At 33.7% G+C, this 23,699-nt stretch carries 25 protein-coding genes; 12 read left to right on the top strand and 13 right to left on the bottom strand.

Annotated elements, in window-relative coordinates; genetic code table 11:
- The 8 genes from B6A10_RS06390 (at window position 1) to B6A10_RS06355 (ending at window position 6,883) form a co-directional block, all read left to right on the top strand.
- A complete protein-coding gene (locus tag B6A10_RS06390) occupies window positions 1-1,155 on the top strand; it encodes a hypothetical protein (RefSeq protein ID WP_188220192.1) in 1,155 nt (384 codons plus the stop codon).
- Between the two features lie 12 nt (window positions 1,156-1,167).
- Window positions 1,168-1,893, top strand: coding sequence for a PRTRC system protein B (locus B6A10_RS06385; protein WP_188220191.1), 726 nt, complete (start codon window positions 1,168-1,170; stop codon window positions 1,891-1,893).
- Window positions 1,893-2,690 (top strand): PRTRC system ThiF family protein, encoded by a 798-nt coding sequence (locus B6A10_RS06380; protein WP_188220190.1) that lies wholly within the window; start codon window positions 1,893-1,895, stop codon window positions 2,688-2,690. The genes B6A10_RS06385 and B6A10_RS06380 overlap by 1 nt, the downstream gene beginning before the upstream one ends.
- A gap of 419 nt (window positions 2,691-3,109) precedes the next feature.
- The gene (locus B6A10_RS06375) at window positions 3,110-4,093 is read left to right on the top strand and encodes a CBASS oligonucleotide cyclase (RefSeq protein ID WP_188220189.1); all 984 of its coding nucleotides are present in this window, start codon (window positions 3,110-3,112) and stop codon (window positions 4,091-4,093) included.
- Between the two features lie 5 nt (window positions 4,094-4,098).
- On the top strand, window positions 4,099-4,608 hold the full coding sequence (locus B6A10_RS06370) for an HORMA-1 domain-containing protein (RefSeq protein WP_188220188.1): 510 nt from the start codon (window positions 4,099-4,101) through the stop codon (window positions 4,606-4,608).
- A 3-nt stretch (window positions 4,609-4,611) separates the two neighbouring features.
- Window positions 4,612-5,496, top strand: coding sequence for an ATP-binding protein (locus B6A10_RS06365; RefSeq protein WP_188220187.1), 885 nt, complete (start codon window positions 4,612-4,614; stop codon window positions 5,494-5,496).
- Window positions 5,493-6,305 (top strand): SMODS-associated NUDIX domain-containing protein, encoded by an 813-nt coding sequence (locus tag B6A10_RS06360; protein ID WP_188220186.1) that lies wholly within the window; start codon window positions 5,493-5,495, stop codon window positions 6,303-6,305. Before B6A10_RS06365 ends, B6A10_RS06360 begins: the two co-directional genes overlap by 4 nt.
- A gap of 2 nt (window positions 6,306-6,307) precedes the next feature.
- Window positions 6,308-6,883, top strand: a complete 576-nt coding sequence (locus B6A10_RS06355; RefSeq protein WP_188220185.1) for a hypothetical protein — start codon at window positions 6,308-6,310, stop codon at window positions 6,881-6,883.
- A gap of 423 nt (window positions 6,884-7,306) precedes the next feature.
- Here B6A10_RS06355 and B6A10_RS06350 read toward each other — a convergent pair whose 3' ends face one another.
- The 11 genes from B6A10_RS06350 to B6A10_RS06300 all read right to left on the bottom strand — a co-directional run bounded on the left by B6A10_RS06350 (window position 7,307) and on the right by B6A10_RS06300 (window position 16,176).
- Window positions 7,307-7,579: a molybdenum ABC transporter permease gene (locus B6A10_RS06350; RefSeq protein WP_188220184.1), complete on the bottom strand. Its 273-nt coding sequence runs from the start codon at window positions 7,577-7,579 to the stop codon at window positions 7,307-7,309.
- Window positions 7,580-7,735: 156 nt separating this feature from the next.
- Window positions 7,736-8,629, bottom strand: a complete 894-nt coding sequence (gene traN, locus B6A10_RS06345; RefSeq protein WP_394354331.1) for a conjugative transposon protein TraN — start codon at window positions 8,627-8,629, stop codon at window positions 7,736-7,738.
- 40 nt (window positions 8,630-8,669) lie between these two features.
- On the bottom strand, window positions 8,670-9,992 hold the full coding sequence (gene traM, locus B6A10_RS06340) for a conjugative transposon protein TraM (RefSeq protein WP_188220182.1): 1,323 nt from the start codon (window positions 9,990-9,992) through the stop codon (window positions 8,670-8,672).
- Entirely contained in the window at window positions 9,979-10,266 is a 288-nt protein-coding gene (locus B6A10_RS06335) for a nitrogen regulatory IIA protein (RefSeq protein ID WP_188220181.1), read from the bottom strand. The genes traM and B6A10_RS06335 overlap by 14 nt, the downstream gene beginning before the upstream one ends.
- A 20-nt stretch (window positions 10,267-10,286) precedes the next feature.
- Window positions 10,287-10,724, bottom strand: a complete 438-nt coding sequence (locus B6A10_RS06330; protein WP_188220180.1) for a hypothetical protein — start codon at window positions 10,722-10,724, stop codon at window positions 10,287-10,289.
- Window positions 10,725-10,735: 11 nt separating this feature from the next.
- The gene (gene traK / locus B6A10_RS06325; RefSeq protein ID WP_188220179.1) at window positions 10,736-11,359 is read right to left on the bottom strand and encodes a conjugative transposon protein TraK; all 624 of its coding nucleotides are present in this window, start codon (window positions 11,357-11,359) and stop codon (window positions 10,736-10,738) included.
- A 20-nt stretch (window positions 11,360-11,379) separates the two neighbouring features.
- Complete coding sequence (traJ, locus tag B6A10_RS06320) at window positions 11,380-12,372, bottom strand: conjugative transposon protein TraJ (RefSeq protein WP_188220212.1); 993 nt, start codon at window positions 12,370-12,372, stop codon at window positions 11,380-11,382.
- A 2-nt stretch (window positions 12,373-12,374) separates the two neighbouring features.
- A complete protein-coding gene (locus B6A10_RS06315) occupies window positions 12,375-13,007 on the bottom strand; it encodes a DUF4141 domain-containing protein (RefSeq protein ID WP_188220178.1) in 633 nt (210 codons plus the stop codon).
- A gap of 24 nt (window positions 13,008-13,031) precedes the next feature.
- On the bottom strand, window positions 13,032-15,530 hold the full coding sequence (locus tag B6A10_RS06310) for a TraG family conjugative transposon ATPase (protein ID WP_188220177.1): 2,499 nt from the start codon (window positions 15,528-15,530) through the stop codon (window positions 13,032-13,034).
- Window positions 15,527-15,859, bottom strand: a complete 333-nt coding sequence (locus tag B6A10_RS06305) for a DUF4133 domain-containing protein (protein WP_188220176.1) — start codon at window positions 15,857-15,859, stop codon at window positions 15,527-15,529. The genes B6A10_RS06310 and B6A10_RS06305 overlap by 4 nt, the downstream gene beginning before the upstream one ends.
- Before the next feature lie 11 nt (window positions 15,860-15,870).
- Window positions 15,871-16,176 carry a DUF4134 domain-containing protein gene (locus B6A10_RS06300; RefSeq protein ID WP_188220175.1) on the bottom strand — a complete coding sequence of 102 codons (306 nt, stop codon included), beginning with the start codon at window positions 16,174-16,176 and terminating at the stop codon, window positions 15,871-15,873.
- 283 nt (window positions 16,177-16,459) lie between these two features.
- Between B6A10_RS06300 and B6A10_RS06295 the strand changes: the two genes are divergently transcribed.
- The 4 genes from B6A10_RS06295 (at window position 16,460) to B6A10_RS06280 (ending at window position 22,609) form a co-directional block, all read left to right on the top strand.
- Window positions 16,460-17,557: a Fic family protein gene (locus B6A10_RS06295; protein ID WP_188220174.1), complete on the top strand. Its 1,098-nt coding sequence runs from the start codon at window positions 16,460-16,462 to the stop codon at window positions 17,555-17,557.
- 527 nt (window positions 17,558-18,084) lie between these two features.
- Complete coding sequence (locus B6A10_RS06290) at window positions 18,085-20,763, top strand: hypothetical protein (protein ID WP_188220173.1); 2,679 nt, start codon at window positions 18,085-18,087, stop codon at window positions 20,761-20,763.
- Entirely contained in the window at window positions 20,763-21,803 is a 1,041-nt protein-coding gene (locus tag B6A10_RS06285; protein WP_188220172.1) for a nucleoid-associated protein, read from the top strand. Before B6A10_RS06290 ends, B6A10_RS06285 begins: the two co-directional genes overlap by 1 nt.
- Before the next feature lie 5 nt (window positions 21,804-21,808).
- Window positions 21,809-22,609, top strand: coding sequence for a TIGR02391 family protein (locus B6A10_RS06280; protein WP_188220171.1), 801 nt, complete (start codon window positions 21,809-21,811; stop codon window positions 22,607-22,609).
- A 13-nt stretch (window positions 22,610-22,622) separates the two neighbouring features.
- Here B6A10_RS06280 and B6A10_RS06275 read toward each other — a convergent pair whose 3' ends face one another.
- Window positions 22,623-23,255 (bottom strand): conjugal transfer protein TraD, encoded by a 633-nt coding sequence (locus B6A10_RS06275; protein ID WP_188220170.1) that lies wholly within the window; start codon window positions 23,253-23,255, stop codon window positions 22,623-22,625.
- 3 nt (window positions 23,256-23,258) lie between these two features.
- A complete protein-coding gene (locus tag B6A10_RS06270; RefSeq protein ID WP_188220169.1) occupies window positions 23,259-23,696 on the bottom strand; it encodes a DUF3408 domain-containing protein in 438 nt (145 codons plus the stop codon).
- Window positions 23,697-23,699: the final 3 nt, after the last annotated feature.

Raw genomic sequence — 23,699 nt, 5'->3', positions numbered from 1 at the left:
ATGAACTATGCACAAACACATCCTATCGGGAACTATCATAATTCCCAAACAGCAACGACAAAGACAATTGCACCGACAGTTGAACGAGTTCGTCAATTGGATGCAAAAACCAAAAGATGCAAACGAAATACAGAAAGACAAACGCAAATCAGTACCAACAACAATGTTGCCAATGGTTTTCTAAAGTGTACGTTTCTGCCTAAACTAAATGAAACCAAAACCGTACAGACTTGCAGGAAATCAGACAAAACGGAAAGGGATTTTTTTCAATCCCTTTCCAAACTTGCCGAGCATTACCACATTGAACCGATGCAGACTCAACAGTTTCCCTATCCCTACAATATGGCATTGGCTATATCGGATATGGAAGAAAAACTAAAGCAAAAGGTATTGGATTGGGAGGAAATCCGTTTGGTACAGGATAGTAAGAGAACCTATTTTGTAAGCGAAGAACGTTACAATACAGGTTCAACATTGTTTTACATTCCCGTTGCTTCATTGTACCGAATGTTACACAACCGTAACCAAAAAAGAAACGCACATCTATTGTTATCCGTTTGTGCCTATCTGTACCATATAGCAGAAATTCCCTATTACAGACAGCAAGACAGCTACCTGTATTGGATGTACGAAATGATGAATGATTGGGTTGAACAGGATGACTATACCGAAGAAACAGCCGTATATCTAGCAGAGATAAAACAAGCCGAATATATCGGGGATTATATAGAACAGCGGATTTACAACCGCATTAATCTGACCATATTTGAACAACGCATCAACAGCTTTAAAGCCAAAGACAATTTTGATAGAGAGTGCTTGACCTTAGCAAAAGAAGCCTTTACCCTTTATCAAACCTATCCAAATGAAAACGTATTCCGTAATGCCAAACCAAACGGAGAAGCATCGGGGGAAGATATGGAAAACATCATCGGAATGGAAAAATACATTTCCTTTTATACAGACCACAAAGGCTGGTTGAATAAAATGCTTATAGAATCGGTAAACAGCGAAATGCAGGAGTACGGACAAATGGAAGAACCCATTATCCTAAAACAGTTTGACGGCAGGGATATAACAGCCAACAACCTTTGTTTTGAAAACCGATTATTTGAACTATTGCACAAGCTATGCGACATTTTGAACAACTTTTAAAAATCGGAAATTATGGAAACAATTAACGATATAACACAAAATTTCGGCACATTGTACCACCCAAAATCGGTTTTGGTATTCTATGAAACCAAAGGGAGCAATACCGATGTTTATGTAGAACATTTTGACATGGACAAAAACGGCAATCCTATTAATGCCCACCCTTTGACCGTAAAGGAAGCCAATGTATTGGCAAAGGCACTCAATACCGAACAGGAAAAAAACATAGCCTTACTTAAACCAAGCGGAATATTGCCTACCAACATTCTGCACATCAATCCGAATCCTGAAAATGGTTCGGTTATATGGTACACCAAAGCACAGCAAAGACAACTGTACTTTGTGGACAGTCTGCAAATTCCAAACGGAATAGCAGAAGTACCACCGATGCTTTGGAAAGCGAGTAAAAACAGTTTGAGCGTATTTGCCCTTGCAAATGACAGAAGACCCAACGAGAAAACTAAATTGTTTCATACACCCTATTTCAACATCTATGAAGACGGCAAAGTCTGTATGGGAACAGTAAGTGTTGATATTAAAAAATCCGCTTCGGTAGAAGAATTTGTACAGGCTTGGGAACATTATTTCTTCAATTCCTATTTCAGCCATCTGTTAGGCAATCACAACCCCATAAAAGGGAATTGTATAAACCTTTGGAAAGACCTGATAAATACAGCTAAACCCTTTCCAAAAGAAGTACTTAAACCAAATAATAAAACTCTTAAAAATCTATTGTGATGAAAACGAAAATACATTTTACCGATAATTATCTAATTAGTCCGACCAATCCGATTGAAATTAATTTGATTGGTGCAGGTGGCACAGGCTCAAAGGTACTGACTGCCTTAATGGAAATGAGCCACAGCCTAACCGAATTGGGACACGCAGGATTGCAGGTGCGTTTATGGGATGATGATAGTATTACGGAAGCCAATTTAGGCAGACAGCGATTTGCACCGAGCGAAACAGGATTGTACAAATCGGTAGCTTTGATAAACCGAGTTAATCGGTTTATGGGAACAAATTGGAAAGCAGAAACCCAAAAGTTTGAACGCAATGCGTTGGGTGAATTACCCAAAAATGCAAAGACAACGATTTTTATTACTTGTGTGGACAATGTACAAACACGGTTTAATATTGCCGAAATGCTCAAAGCTATGAACCAAAGCAGAATGAGCCGTGACGAACCAAAATACTGGTTGGATTTCGGTAACAGTGAACATACAGGACAAGTCATATTATCTACTATCGGAGAAATCAAACAACCACAGTCAGAGAAATACGAAACGGTGACAAGCCTGCCAATGGTTACGGATGAATTTGGCGAACTGCTTAAACAATCAGAAGAAACAGACGATACACCAAGTTGCAGTTTAGCCGAAGCATTGGAAAAACAGGATTTATATATTAATGCAACATTGGCACAAATGGGGTGTTCTTTGCTTTGGTCTATGTTACGCTATGGAATGACCGAAAACAGAGGTTTTTTCCTTAATTTGAAGAACTTTCAAACCCAACCTCTAAAAGTCGCCTGACAGCCAAAGCCGGGCGGCAAAAATGCAATTCCTTCCTGCCGTCGGAAACGCATTTTTGCATTCAATTGGTACAACCCTTTTGCCAAAATGTACCGCTCCACAAATTCCACTACTTACATTTTACCAAACAGGTTGCGACATCATTTCACGGGATATTTAGTATCCCTTTTGTTGTTTTTAGCTGACTTCTTTTCTTTTCACACAGCGACCAAAGAAAATAAGCAAAAGAACGTCGCTTGGTTGATGATGGTTATTGATAAAGTCTAGTATTTTACTAATAATTGAGGTAAAATAAATGTTCGTTCTTTTAATAATTCGCTGACATTTCAAGTTACAGACCTTATTACAACTGACAAAACGTCATTTTGGATATACTGGATAACAATTTGATATATAGATAGGTATTAATACTAAAATTTATGAAGTTATCGAATAAAGATTTACAACACTTTATTGAAAAGATCAAACTACAGCCTGAAAATATGGGTAAATACAGAGATCAAATCAATAATCTAAAACAAAAATTAGAAAAAAAAATTGCCGAAGATGGTAGTCATGATTTAAAAGTTGCAAAATATCTTTTAGCCGGCTCTTGGAAAAAGAAGACTATACTAAAACCAACTGGAGAAAATCCTATTGATATTGATTTGGTTCTATTTGTTACCGGAGATAGCGATATTCATAATGATTTACCTAAATTATATGATTATATAATTTCCTATCTAGAAAATATATACCCTCAAAAAGACATCCAAAGAGATGTTGATGCTAAAGGTAATACTAAATCAATAACCATTTCATTTAGTGGAACGGGGTTACAAGTTGATATTGTTCCTGTTGTTCCATTACAAGATTTACACGAATATGTTTGGCAACCAAGTAGACGTGGAGGGAAAAAATATATTACAAGTATCAGCAAACAATTAAGCTTCTCTTTAGCAAAAAGACAAAACAATCCATCTTACACCTCAATTGTTAGGGCAATAAAATGGTGGAAAAATTATAAAGAATTACAGCCTACGGACAATGAACCAGGCTTATCATCTTTTTCAATTGAATTAATAGTTGCTTATTTAGATGAGAATTATGGTATACAAGAAAACATAGAAGAAGGTATAATCCGATTTTTTCAATTTGTAAGCAGCCCATCTTTTCCAATAATTGAATTCAAAGATTCTATTAGATCAATTCCTTGCAATTATGATTCTCCTATTTACATTGCAGACAACACAAATAAAGAAAACAATATTGTGAAACGTCTTGATAAAAACAAATGGGATGAAATTATTGAAGAAGCTGAAGATGCTTTTGATACCTTAAATATTGCCGAATCAAAAAATAATAAAGGAGACACTATCCAAGAATGGAAACGTGTTTTCGGACCAACTTTTAATTTAGATTAATGCTTATGTACGGAACAACTACAAAAACAAGTACTTATACAGTTTTAGATATAAGAAAAACCTTTGAGGGCTGTGAAGCCGATATCAGAACGATTGCACGAAGAACTGGAAAATGGACCATGGAGTATGTTGATAAAATATTCTATGATATACTTCTGTTAGCTGAAAATGAATACTTATATTCAGTTGATATTGTATTGCTCAACAATGAGACAGGGGGAGTAATTCGAGCTTCAAAATTCATTGTAAATTCACTTGGAACCTCTACAGAAAGTGAAAGAGCAGGAAAAAATAACGATTGGGCTGACATACCAAACACGAGCCTTTCTGTCATTTTGACATACACTCAAAAATGGAGAAATTTAACCACAACAGAAAAAGAAAATTTTTCAAAAAATTTTAAAATATCATGGACAGCTTCCTCTATAGATAATTCATTTCCAAGCCTTCAAGGTTCTAATGCTCAATTATATGCCAGTAAAGGATATGAATTACAAAAAACAAATTATAAATAAGCCATGAATAATATTTTTGATAATATAGTTGAATTACCTAATAAAGGTATTCAAGAGAGAACAAAGAACTTGGTCGGTTTTGATTCAAAATTCGATAGGATATTTTCCAACTTAAAGTTATTACTTGATCAAGAGGGGTTAATAGAATGGAGTAAAAAGTTTCATAATGTAGAATTACCAATTATTTCTCAACTTCAAGAGAAATACCCGCTAATAATATTATCTGGGGATGCTGGTACAGGAAAAACCATTTCTGCCGAAGCAATTGCAGATAGAATGTTGCGAGAGCTTAAAAAAGATGGTTTTTTTCTCAAACTTAGTACAAGAGTAAGAGGTGAAGGTTTACACGGTCAGATGGGAAACTTGGTCAATGACGCATTCAGTGAATTAAAAAATCAAGCAGGAAAAAGAAGAGTTGCATTTCTATTGATTGATGAAGCAGATGCCATAGCTTCAACTAGGTCAACCATGCAAATGCATCAAGAAGAAAAAGCTGCTGTAAATACATTAATTCAAAAAATTGACGAATTAAGAGAATTAAATGGTAGAGCTATCTTATTTATGTCAACCAATAGACTTCATTTTCTGGATGAAGCAATTATTCGAAGAGCTGCAATAATATTAGAGTTTGAGAGACCTAATTTTGATGAAAGAAAGCAATTGTTTGAAAAATCAGTAGGAGAAATTGGACTGACAGATAAAGAATTAGAAACTTTAGCAGAGTTAACAGGAGAGAAACATAATGATAATTTAGAATTTTCTTTCTCAGATATTCGATTAAGAGTTTTGCCTGAGGCTGTATCAAAATGTTTTCCTTCAAAAGCATTGGACTTTAAATCAATAAAAGAAACAATCATTCAACTAAAACCAAGTCCAAAAATAATATGAAAGATAACCTCATAAAATATACGATACCTATTTTACTTATTATTATTGGATTATTTGACAATGATTTTTGGCATTCTCCATTTACAAGAGCTGGGATAATTTCATTATTGACATTAATTTTAGGTTGGTTAATAGATAATTATAAACAATTAATATTAATTATTAATACTCAGATTTTGCACCCCAAAAAAGATTTTCGTTTATCAATTGCGTATCTGTACAGGATTAAAGTTGACAATGAGTATTTACTAGTAAAAAGTAGAACAAGAAATTACTACCAGCCGGTAGGCGGATGTTATAAAACATTACCAAGCAGTAGTGCTATTTTTGAAAAATTAGAAGTAAAACCTGATAGAAAGTTTGAAACAGAAAAAGGAATAGCTAAAAATGATTTGAGAGTTTACGTGAAGGGAAAAAATGTAATCTCTTTTCTGAAATGGTTTGATTCAAAAAAGGATAGGGAAATTTCTCCATGGAGAGAATTTTGCGAAGAATTAATTTCAGAAGACATTTTACCTTGGAGACAATTTCGCTTCATAGATTATGAATTCAAAAAGAAGATTCAATCTCCAATTATCAAATTAGATAGCGGTGGTAAAGGGATATTTATTTTTGAAATTTTTGACTTGGTTATTAATAATGAGCAATTACCAATTCTAGAAAAACTAAAATTAGAAAAAGAATCGGACAAATTTATTTGGGTAAATGACGATTTGATACAGACACTTGGGCATAGTTTACATAATAAAGAGTATATGTTTGAAATCGCACCTCATACTAAATATGCTCAAAATCTAAAATGGGAATAAATATGAGTAATATTAATAACAAATTATCAGAACAAGTTACGATTAAGCTTTTAGATCAAGAAGATTGGAAAATTGTTAAAGAAATAAGTGTTGTTTCAACAAACCAATTTGGTGTTGAAATTACTATTGGTGTTATTATTTATGATCGTCAAATTACCAATGATTATAAACTTAACGATGATCCTGAACCAAACCAGATTAAAAGATTATTAGATTATCCTAAACAAGAACTATTTACAAATGATGAACTTGATGAATTAATCTTAAATGCAGTAAAAAGTAAATTTCCGAAATCATTTATAAGAAGTCATCAAGTTCTATGGGATTCTGACAAAAAAAGATATGATTACTTGCTAAAAAGGCCAAGTGAGAAAGCATTTTTAGAAATTAGGCCTAACTTTTCGAGCATCGACATTTATAGTTTAAATGGCAAAACCTTTCCAGTGTTCAATAAGGAAATAAATATCTATCAAGACTTTACATTAGAAAGTATAAAATCACATTTTTTCACTGCTAACTGTGATTTTGAAAAAAGAGAGAATTTAATTTCTCAACTTTATAAGATCGTATTCAAGTAAAATTTACATTACTAATTAAGGCCATTGGCAGTTTTGTCAATGGCTCTTTTAAAATCATCGACATCACTACCAATTAGTAAACAACTAGAAAAACCAATGTTTAAAAGATCCTTACCTACTTTCTCATTGTCAATATCACTATGAGAAAGTAGTTTGATTGTAGGATATTCTAGTCTTAATTTTTGAAGTTTTGACAGTATCTGCTTGTCGTAAAAATCAAGGTCGGTGATACAAACTTTAGGAAGTTCTTTAAAAGTAGCTAACTGAAATAATCCATCCTCAATTGTTTCAGATTGGAATGTAATTTCAAACTAACTTTTTATATGGGTACAAACATAATTTTGCACCAACATTTACATTATATCACTTCATTATAAATTATCTGATTTGCTTTTAAACTTTATTTTCAAATGACTATCAGAATTAGATTGGTTTCTCTGTTTTTAACTCCTGTTTCTCCTTATCTTTTTTCTCACGAGAATAAACCCATGCTGACAATAGCCCGAAAATAATCAATGCATAAGCAATCCATTTTCCCATACGCTCTAAAAAAGAAATGAAAACAGATTTTTCATAACTCGAAAAACCTTCCGCTCCTAATGGACTTCTTCTATAAAATTTTCTTCTATTAATCCAATAACGAAGACCAAAACCACTTAGTAAAGCTAAGATGCTTAAAAACAATGTTGGATTCATAATCAGCGTGTTTATATTTCATTCTTTTAACTTAAAAAAACGTTTCTTACCTATAATTTATTGTTTTTAAAAGGTTAAGAAATAAATATAATCCAAAATATCAAGAGGCTGCCTCACAAATTGTGAAACAGCCCCTTTTTATGTTTTTTATTAAAATCAATTAATCTTCAACTTCATATCCTTAATAAGCTTTGCCTTAAGCAAGTCAGAATTTTCCAGCTTTAGTATCTGATTTCTGCTACCATTCTTTTCGAAAATTTCTATCAAGAGTACTTTGTCATCAGTAATAGTAAATAGATCCAGCAGAAACACATTTCGCTCTACCGTATTGCCTTTAATTTCGTCCAGCGGTTTGTAGGTTCGCAATGGAATTAAATTTCTTTCCTGTATCACAGTACGTTTAGCAAGCTTTTTATCTACTACTTTGAAAGTAATAAAATCGATTCGGAATGGTAAATCAGTAAGATTACGGACTTCGGTATGGAAATAGAACTTGTCATTATGAATATAGATTCCTTTCAATAAAAACTGAATCCCAAAACTTTTAGCTCTAATATTTTTTATAATCTGCTTGTCTTTTTTATAAATTGTTTCAATTAACTCGCCTGTTAATGATGGAGAATTTTTTCCTAATTCCTCAAAAAGAACATCATTAGTATTCTCCCTACTCATCCTCTTTTGCATTTCCAAAAGATTGTAATTCAAATTAATTGGGCAAGAGTTATAAAAAACATTGAAATTATAAAAACGTCCATCTTCAGTAATCACCGAAAAATTAGTTTCCTCTTTAAAATTACGGATTGCTGCCTTTACTCGTAATACATTTTCTGCATCTTCTGCTTTGGCTGCAACCAGATAATCACTTCCCAAATCCACGTAGCGGATAGTAGCAGGAAATATCAAGTGCGAAGTTTTACTGTAAGTTACTTCTATCTTATACGGTTCTATTTTTCCCAAGTCCAGCTTTGTGATATTTTGAACAGTCTGTTGTGCCTGAAATGGCGTAGCATAGCCTAATATTAAGACCAATGCTATTAGTATGTTTTTCATTGTTGTTTTCATGTTGTATAACGTTTAAAGAATTGAATATTTATTTTTTAGAAACAAGGAATACTTGATGTCCTGCTTTGAGTGTTACTTTTGGAGTTCTCATTTTTTTAGAAAAATAGCCCGAAACACCCTGTACAAGCCCACGACTCAAATCGCCTGCTATTTGTTGTCCGGCAGAATTTGTCATCATAATACTGCTTCCTGAAGTCTGTCCCATATTAGCAGCCATTTCTTTGAAAGCACTCATTTCGGGAGAATAAGGAACAAACAAACCTTCTTGCCCATCCAGTCCATACACTATAATGTTAACCGGAATAATATTGCCATCCTGCTCTATCGAAGTAATTTTCATTTGGACACGCCCTTGTTGAAATTTTGAATTGGCTGTCAATACTGTCCCTGCCGGAATAATGTGAGTTCCTATTTTTGCTGATTCTAATAAACGTAAACGAACACTACTATCCTCCGTTAGCAGCTGTGTTTGTTGCACAACAGCACGGATACTGTTTTTGGGTTGTATTTGCTGTTCCGTTTTCCCAACCGTATAAAATCCGCGGTTACGATTTTCGCTCCAATTAGCAATAAATGTACTATCAGGAAGTACTCTCTGTAAAGAAGAAACCTCATTTTTATGGGCAGGAACAAACGCAACAAAAGTTTCTTTTTGGTTTGATGAACCTGAAAGAGCTATTTTTTGTTCCTTTGGCTGTTCCCCTGAAACCGCATTAGTTGGAAGGTATTTTGCTGCCATCTGATAGGATTTCTCCATTAATTCCAATTGGCTTTCCACAGGATCAATTGGTGTATCATTCTTTTTAGCCAATTGTTCTTTTAGTTCATCCAGCTGTTTACGCAATTGTAGTGCCTCTGAATTATCACTCTGATAAAAATTCCCTAGTGTATTCTGTGCATTGCGATAACTATTCAAAGAAGGATTATCATTGTTTAATGAACTATTATCTACTTCATTCTTTTCCGAAACATCCTGACCATTTTCATTGTCATCTGTACTATTCTCATTCCAGTAATCAGACAAAGATGTTAGCGCATTTTGTTTTTCCAAATTCTTTTGCTCCAACATTTCATCTTCATAAGCTTTTTGCTTATCAGCCTGCAAAACCTTATCAGTAGCCTGAGGAACTGAATCATTGAGACCAATATCTTCTGTCTTTTTACTGCTTTCGGATGGTTTAAATATTATATACATACATCCCAAAAACACAATCCCCATCAATACAAAGATTAATGGCTTTTTGAATTTATCGCCTTTATTTAAACTACTTTCCAGCACTATCTCCGAAGTTTCATTTAAATTACCATCGGTAACAAAGATGGTACTTTTTTTGTTTTCACTTTCTTTCATCTCTTCTATTTTTTATGATTTTCAACATTGAATCCTGCAAGGGTATAGCGGATTCTTTCTTTTTGACAACGGGATTTTCAATATGTTCAATAGACAAATTATAATTGGCTTTTCCGGTATCATACCATACCTTTAGAATAATAGCTATAGTTAGAATCAGATAGCCCAGGAAACAATACAAGAGGTATTTGTACTGTTTTCGTAAGGGTAATGCTCGCCAACGATCATCCACTTTATCAAAATACCTTTTCATATTTTCTCTTATTTTTTTCATACTTCAATTTTTATCAGGTTTCACATTTTAAACCTCCTGTTTTGAGAAGACAACTGCTGTTTCGGTTTATCTGACACTTGGGCAATAGCCTCTTTTACTGTCGGAATAGAACTTGCTGTAAGAGCCGTCAGTTTAGATTGCTTCAGTAATTGCCCGTAACAATCCAGACTCCTTATGAACATTTCTGTTTTCTGTAAATCGAATTTCCCGTTCTCGTATCTTACATACATATTGCATTCAATCTTTGGTTTGTCTTCACCATTCCATTGGAGGTAAGTAGATAAATGCAGATGATTTGCTAATAATGGAGCTTCTTTACCATTGTCCCAAGCTTCCAAAAATTCACTGATGCTATCCTTTAGTTTACCGGCACAACAACCCTCCGTATGGAAATAACCGTCATACCCTTTATCAGTAAGGATTTTTGAGAATGTGTCTAAATCAAATTGATGTTCCATATTCTTTGTTTTTAACGTTCTATAATTTCTAAATCATTGTTCTCAATTACATTGAATTTTTCCATGTTGAAGCCTTGTGGATTGTTATCCGAACGAACTGAATTCACGAGATAGCATGAGGTAACCAGATTCCGTTTAGTTACATTACTGGATCTAATAATAAACTGCTTGGCATAAGTTCTTATAGCATAAGGATAGTTGTCGAAGTTGCATACCACACTATCTATTTCTGTACGCTGTTGCACATTCCCTGAAATGATACGATTGTAATATCCTTTTTCAGACAGGTCTTTGTAGTAATCAAAAGCACTTTTGTCTGCGAGATTGAACGCGCGTTTCATATTGCTTTCGATAGCATTCTTGTCGGGTGCCAGAGTAAAAAAAAGTTCGTGAAAACGTCTGACATGTTCCCTGGCTTCAACAGGACGATTGATAGAGGCATCTTGTGCAAGAGCAAGCATTAAAGATTTACCGTTGTCCAGTACATACACCTTTTGTCGCTGCAACTCTGCAAAGCAGTAAGATTTCCATATAGCATATCCCGTTACTCCAATACATAATAATGCAAATACAATAGCATAAAGTCTGATTTGCCTGAAACTATTTTCAATATTTCTTAATGTTTTAAATTCCATTTTACTGATGATTAATATTATTATTTCATTAGCCTACCTCCTATATTTCCTACCACTGCTCCGGTACCCGCCCCGGCAATATTTCCGGTTTTTGTTGCAGTTTGGTTTACATTTCGTATAAAATTACCTGCTCCACCAGCCTGAATAATCCAACCCGTTACAGTAGGAATAGTAAAGTATCCAATAATCCCAATAATCATAAAGATGATGTATACGGTATTGGAGGTATCAGGAATAAAATTAGGATCTGATAAATTTTCGATATCCTTCTGTAGTATTAAAGATTGTATCTTGGACAACATAGCACTAAAAAGATCGGCAACAGGCAACCAGAGATATACACTAATGTATCTGGTTAACCATTGCGTTAGTGTAGATTGAAATCCATCCCAGACTGAAATAGCAAAAGCTATCGGGCCTAATATGGACAAGACTATCAGGAAAAAAGTACGTATGGTATCAATGACCAGCGCAGCAGCCTGAAACAGTATTTCCAGAAACTCCCGAAAACCATCACGAATTTCCTTCTTAACTCCGTACATTTCCCTTTCCATGTACATTCCTGACATGGTAACCAAATCAGAAGGTGACCAACCTAATTCAGCAAGTTTCTTATCAAACTCTTCATCTGAAACCAAGTAGGCGGTTTCAGGATTACGAAGCATTGCTTCTCTTTCCAGTTGGTCTTTCTGTTGTTGTAAAGCATTCAAGTCTAAAACTTGGTTTTCTAAGATAGAATGTGTCCCTTTTACTACCGGACTAAGAATTGCATTGAGTGTCCCCAATACCATAGTTGGAAAAAACATAATACAGAGTCCCAAAGCAAATGGTCTGAGTAGCGGATAGACATCTATTGGTTCTGCACTGCTAAGTGCCTGCCATACCTTTAATGCAACATAAAATAAAGCCCCTAATCCCGCCAGACTTTTAGCCACTGCCGCCATATCAGCTGATAATGGCAACATCTCATCATAAAGTGTCCGTAATACTTCATGGAGATTAGTAAATTCCATGATTACCAATATTTTTGGTCAGCAGTCCCATAAAGATCCAATACTCTTTGACTGTTATTGGCTTTTTTAGCTCTTAGATAACTGACTGAAATGTTTTTGTTTGTGAAGTAACGTACAAGATTGTGGTACTCTTTTACTTCCTTATACACACCGTCAATAATATCCATACGCTCTTTATCATTCAATGACAAAGTGGAAGCATTTACAATTTGTTTAAGCTCTTTCAATAGTTCAGTACTTTCATTAAGCAAAATAGAATACCCATTAGCAATTGCCGAAAGTTCCTGTGCATTGAAATTAGGATCGTTCATCATTTTTCCAAAATTCTTTACATAAATCTCAGAAACATCACCTACAAGCAGTACGGTCTGTTGTACTTTTCGGGCATCTTTTACCAGATTATTTACAGCCTTTAATTTATCATAATACTCTTTCCCTTGATTATACACTTTTTGCACTTCTTTAAAATTGTTAATCATATTTGTAGCTGTGGTAGAAGTCTGTACAATCTGTCTTGCAGTATTGACAATACCCTGAGCCAAATTAGAAGGGTCGGTTACCACCCATTGTGCTTTAACTGTTGGTGTGACAGCAAATAGCAACGCTGTATACACCATGAACATTAACTTTTTCATTGTCTTAAATTTTTAAAATGATTATTATTTGTTTTCTTTTTTCTGAAGAACTATCCGTTTAATCGCTTGTTCAACATTTCCATCCAGTTCTCCGGCAAGACACATCACTTCCATCTTTTCGGTTTCTTCTGTGGTGTATGCCAAATATTCTTCAAGACTCACTTCTGTGGCATACACTGCTGAATGAGTACCTCCCAATCCTATCCAAACTTCTTTATATAACCTTCTGGGATCGTTATTCATGTTGATGGAAAGCACCTGTGCTTTTTCTTTTTCAGTGAGACCAAGCATGGCTTGTATATCATCAAATTTGTTCATGTATTTACGCTGATCCAACAGAATCTTACAATCTGAATTATTGATGATACTTTCCTTTACAATGGGTGATTGAATAATATCATCTACCTCTTGGGTTACTACAATGGCTTCTCCAAAAAACTTTCTTACCGTTTTAAAAAGGTATTTGATATACTCAGCCATTCCTTCTTTTGCAATAGCTTTCCAGGCTTCTTCAATTAAGATTAACTTTCGCACTCCTTTCAAACGACGCATTTTATTGATAAAAACTTCCATTATAATGATGGTCACTATTGGAAAAAGAATTTTATGATCCTTGATTGCATCAATTTCAAACACAATAAATCGTTTGGAAAGTAAGTCAAGCTGTTTATCTGAATTCAGTAGATAATCGTATTCACCACCTTTGTAGTAGGGTTCTAATACATTGAGGAAATTGGCAAGATCAAAATCTTTTTCCCGTACCTGTTTTTCTTCCAATACCTTTCTGTAATCAACTTTTACGTATTCATAAAACCCATTGAAAGAAGGAGATTCATTCTCTTGTTTGATACGTTCAATGTAACCACTCACTGCATTGGACAATGCCACTTCTTCGGAACGACTTGGTGGTTCGTCATCACGTTTCCATAAGGTCAATATCAAAGTTTTGATACTTTCTCTTTTCTCAATATCGAATACACCATCATCGGTATAAAAAGGATTAAAGGCAATCGGATTGTCTTCCGTATAAGTAAAGTAAACCCCATCTTCTCCTTTCGTTTTTCCTTTAATCAGTTCGCATAATCCCTGATAGGAGTTACCGGTATCTACCAGCAACACATGAGCACCTTGTTCATAATATTGCCTAACCATGTGGTTCGTAAAAAATGACTTTCCAGAACCTGAAGGTCCGAGTATGAACTTGTTCCTATTGGTGATAATGCCTCGCTTCATTGGCAAATCGGAAATATCCAAATGAATGGGTTTTCTTGTAAGCCGGTCAGCCATTTTAATTCCAAAAGGTGACGGAGAACTTTGATAGTTGGTTTCTTCAGTAAAAAAACACAAAGCGGGTTCTATGAAGGTATAAAAGCTTTCTTCACTCGGAAAATCTCCTGCATTGCCTGGCATTGCTGCCCAGTAAAGCGTGGCTACATCTGTGGTGTTATGTCTGGGTTTGCATTCCATCAGTGCCAAGGCACTGCCTGTATCATTCTTTAATTGCTTTATTTCGGTAGGATCTTCGGACCATGCCATTACATTAAAATGAGCCCGAATAGAAGAAAGTCCGAAAGAATGTGCTTCGTTCAGATAGCGTTCTATCCATTCCTTATTAATTTGGTTCGCTCTACTATAACGTGCCAATGAGTGCATGTTTCTTGCTGATTTCTCAAACTTACGCAGATTGTCTTCGCTATTATCCAGAAAAAGATACTGGTTGTAAATATGATTACAACTTAACAACAAACCTACAGGAGCAGCAAAAGACAAAAGACAATCACTTCTGTCTGTAGACAGTTTTTCATAACGGGTATTTGCCGAAACTGTTCCGGGTAAATCATCTGTATCTGACAAGGTGTGCAGGCAAAGTCTTTTGTTACCAATTCGAACTTCTTCAGCTCCCAAAGCAATGTCTTGCATGGGAGTTCCTGCTTCTCTTGAAAGCGTCAGGTATTGTTCCAATACTCCTTGCTTGTCATCTGTTCCAATAATATCCTCTTCACTTAATCGTTCTAATTTTACAAAACCACTGTCATTTACTATTCGTTCAAACTGTGTTACTGCTTCTATAAAACGATGAATCGTTTCTTTATCCCTTATTTCTTTTGGAATAAGTACCCCTTTGCAAAGCGAAGAGAAATTACTCTGCATTCGCATACGTTCCTTAGTCGTTTTAGTTAGAAATAAATAACAATAATGATTCAAAAACGGACGCTCATTAAAATGTTGCTGGTAGGATTTTGCTAAAAAACTCAAATCTTCCTGAGCAATATCCGGAGCGTAATTTTCTTTGATATACCAATCCTGTTTGTGTACCACAGTAAAATCAGGCAAAGTCTTGATAGCCTTATGCCAGGCAGAATGAATGGCTTCATATTCCGCAGAAGCAACCGTAAAAAGTTCCGGAAGTGCTACCCGAAAACAAGCTGTGATATCCGCGTCCTTTGAGATAATGCAATTATTTTCTACCGCTAACAAAGGAAACTTACTTTCCAATGTAGTCACTCTTGATTGATTTCTCATACCTTCCTGGATTTAATTTTGAACTTGAAATAACGGTGTACAGACCTGCGACAGATGATATAATGAGGATGGCGTTTATGAGCACTTATTTTCATCCATCCATGTTCACCATACTTATTATTCAATGAGAATGTCTGCCATACAATTAGAGATCCTCCCACAATGCCGATAAACAGGCAGACATAAGAATTGACACCTGCCATATAAAATATCATTACCAGAATGAGAAGCCCAAGCAGTCCACCAGCAAAAATGAACAGGTATTGTGCCTTTAAACCCTTAAACTCTACCGTTCTCCCAATCCCTTTGTTGATGTTGTAAGTACTCATCAGCCAAAAGATTAAAGAAAGAAGGAACGTAAAATTGTAGCTGATACAATCAGGAAGATACAGGCTCCAAACCAGCTCGCTGCGGTCTTACTGGTATCAGGATCACCGCTACTGAACTTATTGTACACTTTTACCCCTCCAATAAGACCAACTACCGCTCCGATGGCATAGATAAGCTTTGTTGCGGGATCAAAATAAGAAGTGACCATTTGGGTAGCTTCGTTAATACCTGCCGAACCATTTCCCTGTGCGAATGCGCCAATTCCTGACAGCATAAACATAGCCGTCAGCAAAACTTTTTTTCTTTGTTTTTCCATGATTTCAAACATTTAATTGTTACTAATTCCTGACTATTTCAGGCTTACAAAACAAATATCTAATTGAATATCAAGCTGTATAAAAAGGTGGCAGTAAGGGGAATTGTTTGACCGTGGGTAGCCTTTTAAAAGAAGAAGAAGTAGATTATTTTACGGATTTAGAAACAAAAAACAAACGAGAGTAAATTTTACCCTTAACAACAAAACAAGAGTAAATTTTTACTATATTTACACTCGTTACAAAAACAGCAGTACTATTTGCCCCTATCAAATTTAAGTCACAATGAGTAATAAAGCTAACTACAATCCTGCAATCCCATACAATGATTTGCCTTTGTTGCCTCCTACTACGGAGATCGAAAACACTGTAATTCTAAAAAAAACAATTACGGCGAGTAGAGCATTATCAGAATTAAAAGGTGCTATTACCAATTTGCCTAATCCTACGTTATTTATAGACACCATAAACTTGCAAGAAGCACAAGCCAGTTCGGCTATAGAGAACATCATCACAACTCAGGATGAATTATTCAAAGCTTCTATAGCTGAAAAGAAAAACGAAAATCCAGCTACCAAAGAAGTAATGCATTATAAAGATGCCTTATGGTATGGAATTGAGCAAATTAACAAACGCCCAATATTAACCACAAATTTATTTGTGGCATTGGTACAAATAATAAAAGAAAATCAAGCAAGCATTAGAAATGCACCTGGAACACAATTAAAAAATCCGGTTACAAATACAGTAGTCTATACACCCCCTGAAGGAGAAAATATCATTCGTGAAAAACTGAAAAACCTGGAGGATTTTATTCACGCCGAAGACAATATAGATCCATTAATAAAAATGGCAATCATACATTACCAATTTGAAGCAATACATCCTTTTTTTGACGGAAACGGACGTACAGGAAGAATTATTCTGTTACTCTACCTCAAAATGACCGAATTATTAGATTGGCCAGCCTTATATTTAAGTAATTATATCATTCAACATAAAGACAAATACTACACCAACCTGCGAAAAGTAACCGAAGAAGGAAACTGGCAAGACTGGATTATGTATATGCTCGATATGGTAGAACAAACCGCATTAAAAGGAAGAATGCAAATAGCAGAAATAGAACAGCTAATGAATGAAATGGGTAAAAATATGCAACAGCAATTACCCAAAATATATTCAAAAGATTTAATGGGAGAATTATTCAGACTTCCTTACACCAAAAGAACCCAATTAGAAAAAGCAGGTTTAGGAAACCTAAAAACAGTAGGGAATTATTTAAAAGAATTGGAGAATCATGGCTTCTTAAAAAGCGAACAAGTGGGTAAAGAAAAATTATATCTGAATTTCAAATTATTAGAAGTTTTGAGAGTAAAATAATTCAACTTCTTAAAATATAACGAGTGAAAATGACTTGAAACAATACATCAAACAAGAATTGACAGCTATTAAAAATCTCCCACAAGCGAACGAATTTTAGCCATGCACATTCATCCGTTAATTAGAGAAGAAAGATTTCAAATGTTGATGGAGAAAATAGAACAAATAATAAATATAGAAACGAAAACTATTACTATTCGTTTAATGCTTTAAAAATATAAGAATTGATTTCAGCAGAATCGTTTCTCTAAGCAAGCGCACCAAAAGCTGACAGTATAGAAAACGTGCTGTTAGCTTTTTTTTTTGCATAATTTACATGAATTAACTTGTTTTAGAAATCCCTCTATTTACAGTTTTTCATAGCAAATTTATAATCAAAATTGTAATGTTATAAAAGTGGAAGTCATAGTTTTTTTTGTCTTTATACAACAATAAAGCAAAGAAATATATTACATTAGCTTTCTTTTTAAATTGCTAAGAAAAAGATAAATCAAATTCTCAATAAAAAGTAATACATAATTTAAAATATGGGAGGTAATGCTGGAATAAGAGGTTATCTAATACAAACAATTATTTGTGTATTAGATGCATTAGATTCAGATAATCAATGGACTAAAGTTACTTTAGAGCCATTGGATGAATCTGAAAAAGTTGATATCAAATGGACATATCCTGACAAAGTAAAAGTTTGTCAAGTAAAATCTTCACAAAATATAATCAGGCTCAACGATGCTAAAAAATGGAGTAATGATCTAATTACCAAATCTCCAAATATAGAAGAGTATGAATTAATTGTTGTTGGGCATCCAGAAGAAAAGCTTCTAAAAAGTGATTCGATTGGTGATGTGAAAATTTCAAAAGTACAATCTTTAGATACTGATAATCTTATTGATATAGCCTCAACAAAAATTGATGCTTATTATGAAAAACATGGTAGATCAAAGATGTCATTTAAAGTAAGAGAAATTCTAGTTAAAACCCTGACTATGCATTTTGGTACAAATTCAATTACAGGTAAAGAAGTCACAAGATATGATTTCGATAAACAACTATTAGATTGGATTTCTGCTATTGAAAGACAAATAGAGACTAATCCGTTTGCGGTATTGGCTAGTCCAGCTCCTAATGAAAGTAAAACTTTTAATTTTAGAATTGCTAAGAAAATTTTAGATTTGATAGGATGGACTAATTTCAATGAGGACGTTTCCTTAAAAATATACAATGATAAAACAGAAGAGGATGACGAATTTAAAGTTGATTTTTTTGGAGATTTTGAAAGTAAGTTAAAGTCAGATACAGATGATGCCATTTTAGTGACATCCATTCATGATCTAATCTATCCGTCATCATCAAAAAAAGAAATTCAGAATTATATATACAGTTCTGAAAAGATTTTTGATGATTTGCAAACACAGAAAAAGATCCCAATTAAAAGAAATTCTTCAACAGAATATCATAATATCCTTTTTTGGCTCACAACTGAAAATTCGGAAGTAAACCAAGATTTTATTCACCATGCAAAAGATAACTATAAGAAAGATTGGCTCAATGAAGAAATGTACTATTATCTTGTAGATAATAACAAAGCTATATTTCTAATAAGTTCGATTGTAACCGCAAAAAATTATCGAGATGATCTTACAGTAAAGTTTCTATATCCAATCACCGAAGCAAATCAAAGTCCTGGGCAAATAGGTAAAAGAGGTACAAAATTACCAGCTCAATATATTAACAGTTCCATACTTCCAATAATTAAGGAAAGTAGCAATAAGATTAGTATTCTTATTTTCTGCTCCGATTCTTTTTCGGAAGACACATTGAAGAAACTCATTTGGTTAACAATTAGACTTACAAGTGGATTGGGAAATGAGTATATTCTATATTTTCCAGATTATAATGAAATGGAAAACAAGAACATCGTAGCTGAAGCTATACGCTCGTTCGATGATGAAATTCTGGAGGAGAAGATTCAGGTAAAAAAATATGATAGAATAGATACAGAGGCATTAGATGGAGTGTTGTCCACATCAAATTCTCTGGCAAAAAATGAAACATTTGACGAGTTACAAACTCAAACTCAACTAAAATCAAAACACTTAAATGAAGCCTTCATAAACATTCTTCCGTATGGAGATATTATCAAGCCTTTTCTAAAAACTGATGCTATTACAGCCAATGATATGAAAATTTTCCTTGGAAAAAAGGGGATTTTTGTAAAAAGTGCTGATAGAAGCAAACTAATAGGCTTAATGTCAGTCCTTTTGTTTAGTCCTAAAGAATTGGAAGATTTTAAGACCCTTATAGATGTAAAAGATAGACCTGTTAATACAACGAATGAGATCTTTCAAATAAAACAAAACGAAAGTTTAGAAAGTATATTCAAACGAATACGTCCAAATTTTGATAATGTAACGGAAAATCTCAATACGAAATTACTGGATACTCCGATTTTTAAACCAAACCCTTCTAATCCAAATGAATATATACTTGATATACGTACAGAGAGAAAAGATCCAACTAGTCAGGTATCAGTTAATACATTATGGGGAAGAATTGAGATTATTTGCACAAAAGAAAATGATACTTTGGTAGTAAATCGAATAAATACCGTATCACGTGAAGACAAGGTTATAGCTAAGAGAGTAATGAAGAGTGTAGAAAGCGAATTCAAACAAGCTGATTTTATTAAAGATGACACTATCAAAATTATGTTCAAGAGTTTTACAAACAATATCGCTCGTGTCAATTTTTTACTAAGTTTTACAAATATCACATCCACAATATTTAAAGACCCAGAAATCAAATCTATCAAATTTAAGTTTGATGATGTTGAAGATATACCTGAAGCATTTAAAGATAAAAAAGATAAAGATTTGATTACTTATTTCTCAGGTAGAAATTTGTCTGGAATTAATGAAATTTCAGATGAAGATTTTAAGAAAGTTCTTTTATTGGAGGAAATTTATATTACTTATAAATATGACCATTATAATTTAAAAAACGGCTTTTACAGTGTAAAATATAACTTCTCGGATGCTCTTAAAAATAGACTTGAAAAAGACGGCGTTTTCAAATCTGAACCCAATTTGTATATGTCATCTCAAGTAAAAAAGCTGGCAAATATTGACCTTTTTAAGAGAGAACTTTCAAAAGAGATAGAAAGAATAAAATTGGAAAAACTTAGACAATTCAATATAATAGAATAATGATAGATTTTACAGGCGTTAAATTACAAAATATAGCTACTCATTTTGTTGGAAACAAATTGAGAGATGAAAAAATAAAAATTTCATCAGGTGAAGTAAACACCTTTGAGGATGATACGGAAAAGTATTTATTAAAATATTTTCTTTCTTCCTTTCAGGATAACGAGAAATTCAATTTCACTAATCCAACGGAACTGTCTTTAAATGCGGTTTACACATTAATAAGCAGAATATTTTCCAATACTGATTCCTTTCATGAGAATAGTGTTGAGCTATCAAAGCATTTATATGAAAGTTCTACTCATCCTAAAGTTAACGGAGGAGAGTTTTCAATTTGTTTATTTGAAAATATATTTTTGGATGGAATTGAAACAACTGCAATTGGGTTATTTAAAACAGAAATAAAAGACGTATTTCTAAAATTTAATCAAACAAAAGATAATTACACAATCAATTATGAGAGCGGAGTAAATATTGGGAAACTAGATAAAGGCTGCATCATATTCGACCTTCGGGCAGAAGATGGTTATATTGTTTGTATTGTTGATTCTAATAAATCAAATGATACACAATATTGGAAAGATGATTTTTTGAGTATTCGACCAACTGCTGATAATTACCATTTTACAAAAAATTTTCTATCTATTACAAAAGACTTCGTTACAAAACAACTTTCCGAAGAATTTGAAGTAAGTAAAGCAGATAAAATAGATTTATTAAATCGTTCTGTTGAGTATTTTAAAATCCATGATAGATTTGAAAAAGAAAGTTTCGTAGAAGAGGTTTTCGATAATCCTGAAATAATCAAATCATTCAGGAGTTTTGATGAACAATATAGAGAGGATAAGAATGTTGATATTTCAGACAACTTTCAAATATCTTCTCAAGCTGTAAAAAAACAATCTCGTGTTTTTAAAAGTGTATTAAAACTCGATCGAAATTTCGACATCTATATTCATGGAAATAAAAATCTTATTGAAAAAGGAATTGAGAAAGATGGAAGAAAGTATTATAAAATCTATTATGAAGAAGAAAAGTAGAAAATATGGCTAGTACTAAACGACCAATGTTTGAAGCGCACATATTAGAAGGGCTTTGTAGAACTATTGGAGACACCACAGATGGATTGACAGGTACGGAGATAGGCCAAATCCTATTGAATTCTAAGATTCCAGATATTGACGCTCAAAATACAAAATGGAAAAGACTATATTTTGCATTTGCTGATTGGCAAAATAAGAATCAATGCTCAAATAATATTCTAAGATTTGTTCAGGACGCTTTACAACCCGTTAGATACATTGGAAAAGAAGACATTTTTCATAATCGTAGGTTGGAGGTTAATAAACGTTTGTATTTTATAGGTACAGAGCTTACAGAACAAGGCAAATTCAGGTTAGTTGAAAAAGCTACAACAATCGCAGAAGCTGAACAGCGTGCAAGCCGTTTAAAACATAAGTTGGAAAACAGAAACGTTCATTCTGCTGTATTTGAATATTGTAAATCTGAATTATTGGTTGAAAATTACTTTCATTCAGTCTTTGAAGCTACCAAAAGTATTGCAGATCGCTTAAGAACTATGACCGGACTATACGCAGATGGTAATGCTTTAGCTGAAACTTCATTTTCTACTAGTAATCCATTGATTAAAATCAATCATCTAAAAACAGATACAGACAGAAGCGAACATTTAGGATTATGTAATCTAATTAAAGGTATTTTTGGCTTAATTAGAAACTCTACAGCACATGAACCTAAAATTAAGTTTGAAATCACTGAAGATGAAGCTCTTGATATTTTAAATACAATATCATTCATTCATAAAAAACTTGATAAAGCTATTTAATATTTTCGAAAGTTCACACAAACTCTCCAATATCAAAATCCTCGAAATCATTTTTCCGCAAAGTGGAAGAACCGATTTCTGTTTCAGAAGAAAGGCTACTGTCTAATAACTCGGCTATTTTACGGGAAGCACTTTCCATAGAATTTTCCAGTAGGTCAAATAATTCGGTTCCTTGTATTTTCTGAACTATAGCTATTGCTTTTTCCTTCTGAGAAGGCTCCAAATTTTCTTTTTGCAGCAGCATCCCCACGGAGCTTAGTTCTTCAAAGGTAACGCCTTGGGCAAAACCGTTATCACCATCGGATATTCCATAACTATTCCATTCTTCTGCCTCGTCCTCAAAATCAGGTATAATTCTGAAAACTTCGTCCAGCTCTTCCTGCGGAATTTGTCTATCGATATCTTGATCTTCAATTTCAATATCAAAATTATCCGTTTCCTGTTCCTGCTTTTTATTTTGACTTTCGTCAGCATTGTTTGGCACTGAAAGACTTCTTAGCGTTTTGGGTTGTCCCATAATATCGGGAAGCTTTGAATTTATTTTATCCTGCTTTGCCTTTCTCTCCATCCCTATTTTGATTACAATCTTGTCCTGCAAAAGCAGAGCAATTACAATCAGTAAACATATTACAATTACTATTTCCATGACTTATAAAATAGGTTTGTATTTATCATTAAAACTCTTGGTTATCTGCTCCCCAAATTCCTGAAAATGGTAGTTCAACAAATTATCTAAATAAGCATAAATAGTGATCTTATCCTCTCCTATTACCTGGACAATTCGGGATAGTTTTTCGTGAAAATCGGGTCGGATATACACCGTTTTTCCATCGCGGGCATTGGTATCCGATCTTTTAAAAAAAATACTTTCATAATCCGGTTCACTTGTCTTTTTGGCTCTGGTCTTTTCTTTAATTTCTGATTTCCGCGGAGACAATTCTTTAGGCTTAATATCCTCTTTTTGTAATTCTTCACTCAATTCTGATGGAAATTGTAAGCCTTCTTTTTTTATCCCATCAACCATCAGGTTCATCATCAACTCCTCATTAATTTCAGGAGTATTTTTTTTCTTACTATCTTTCTCCATAAA

It is taken from the genome of Flavobacterium pokkalii, assembly GCF_014596575.1.
In the GTDB taxonomy this organism is placed as follows: domain Bacteria; phylum Bacteroidota; class Bacteroidia; order Flavobacteriales; family Flavobacteriaceae; genus Flavobacterium; species Flavobacterium pokkalii.
This window is presented reverse-complemented; position numbering and strand designations above follow the sequence as displayed.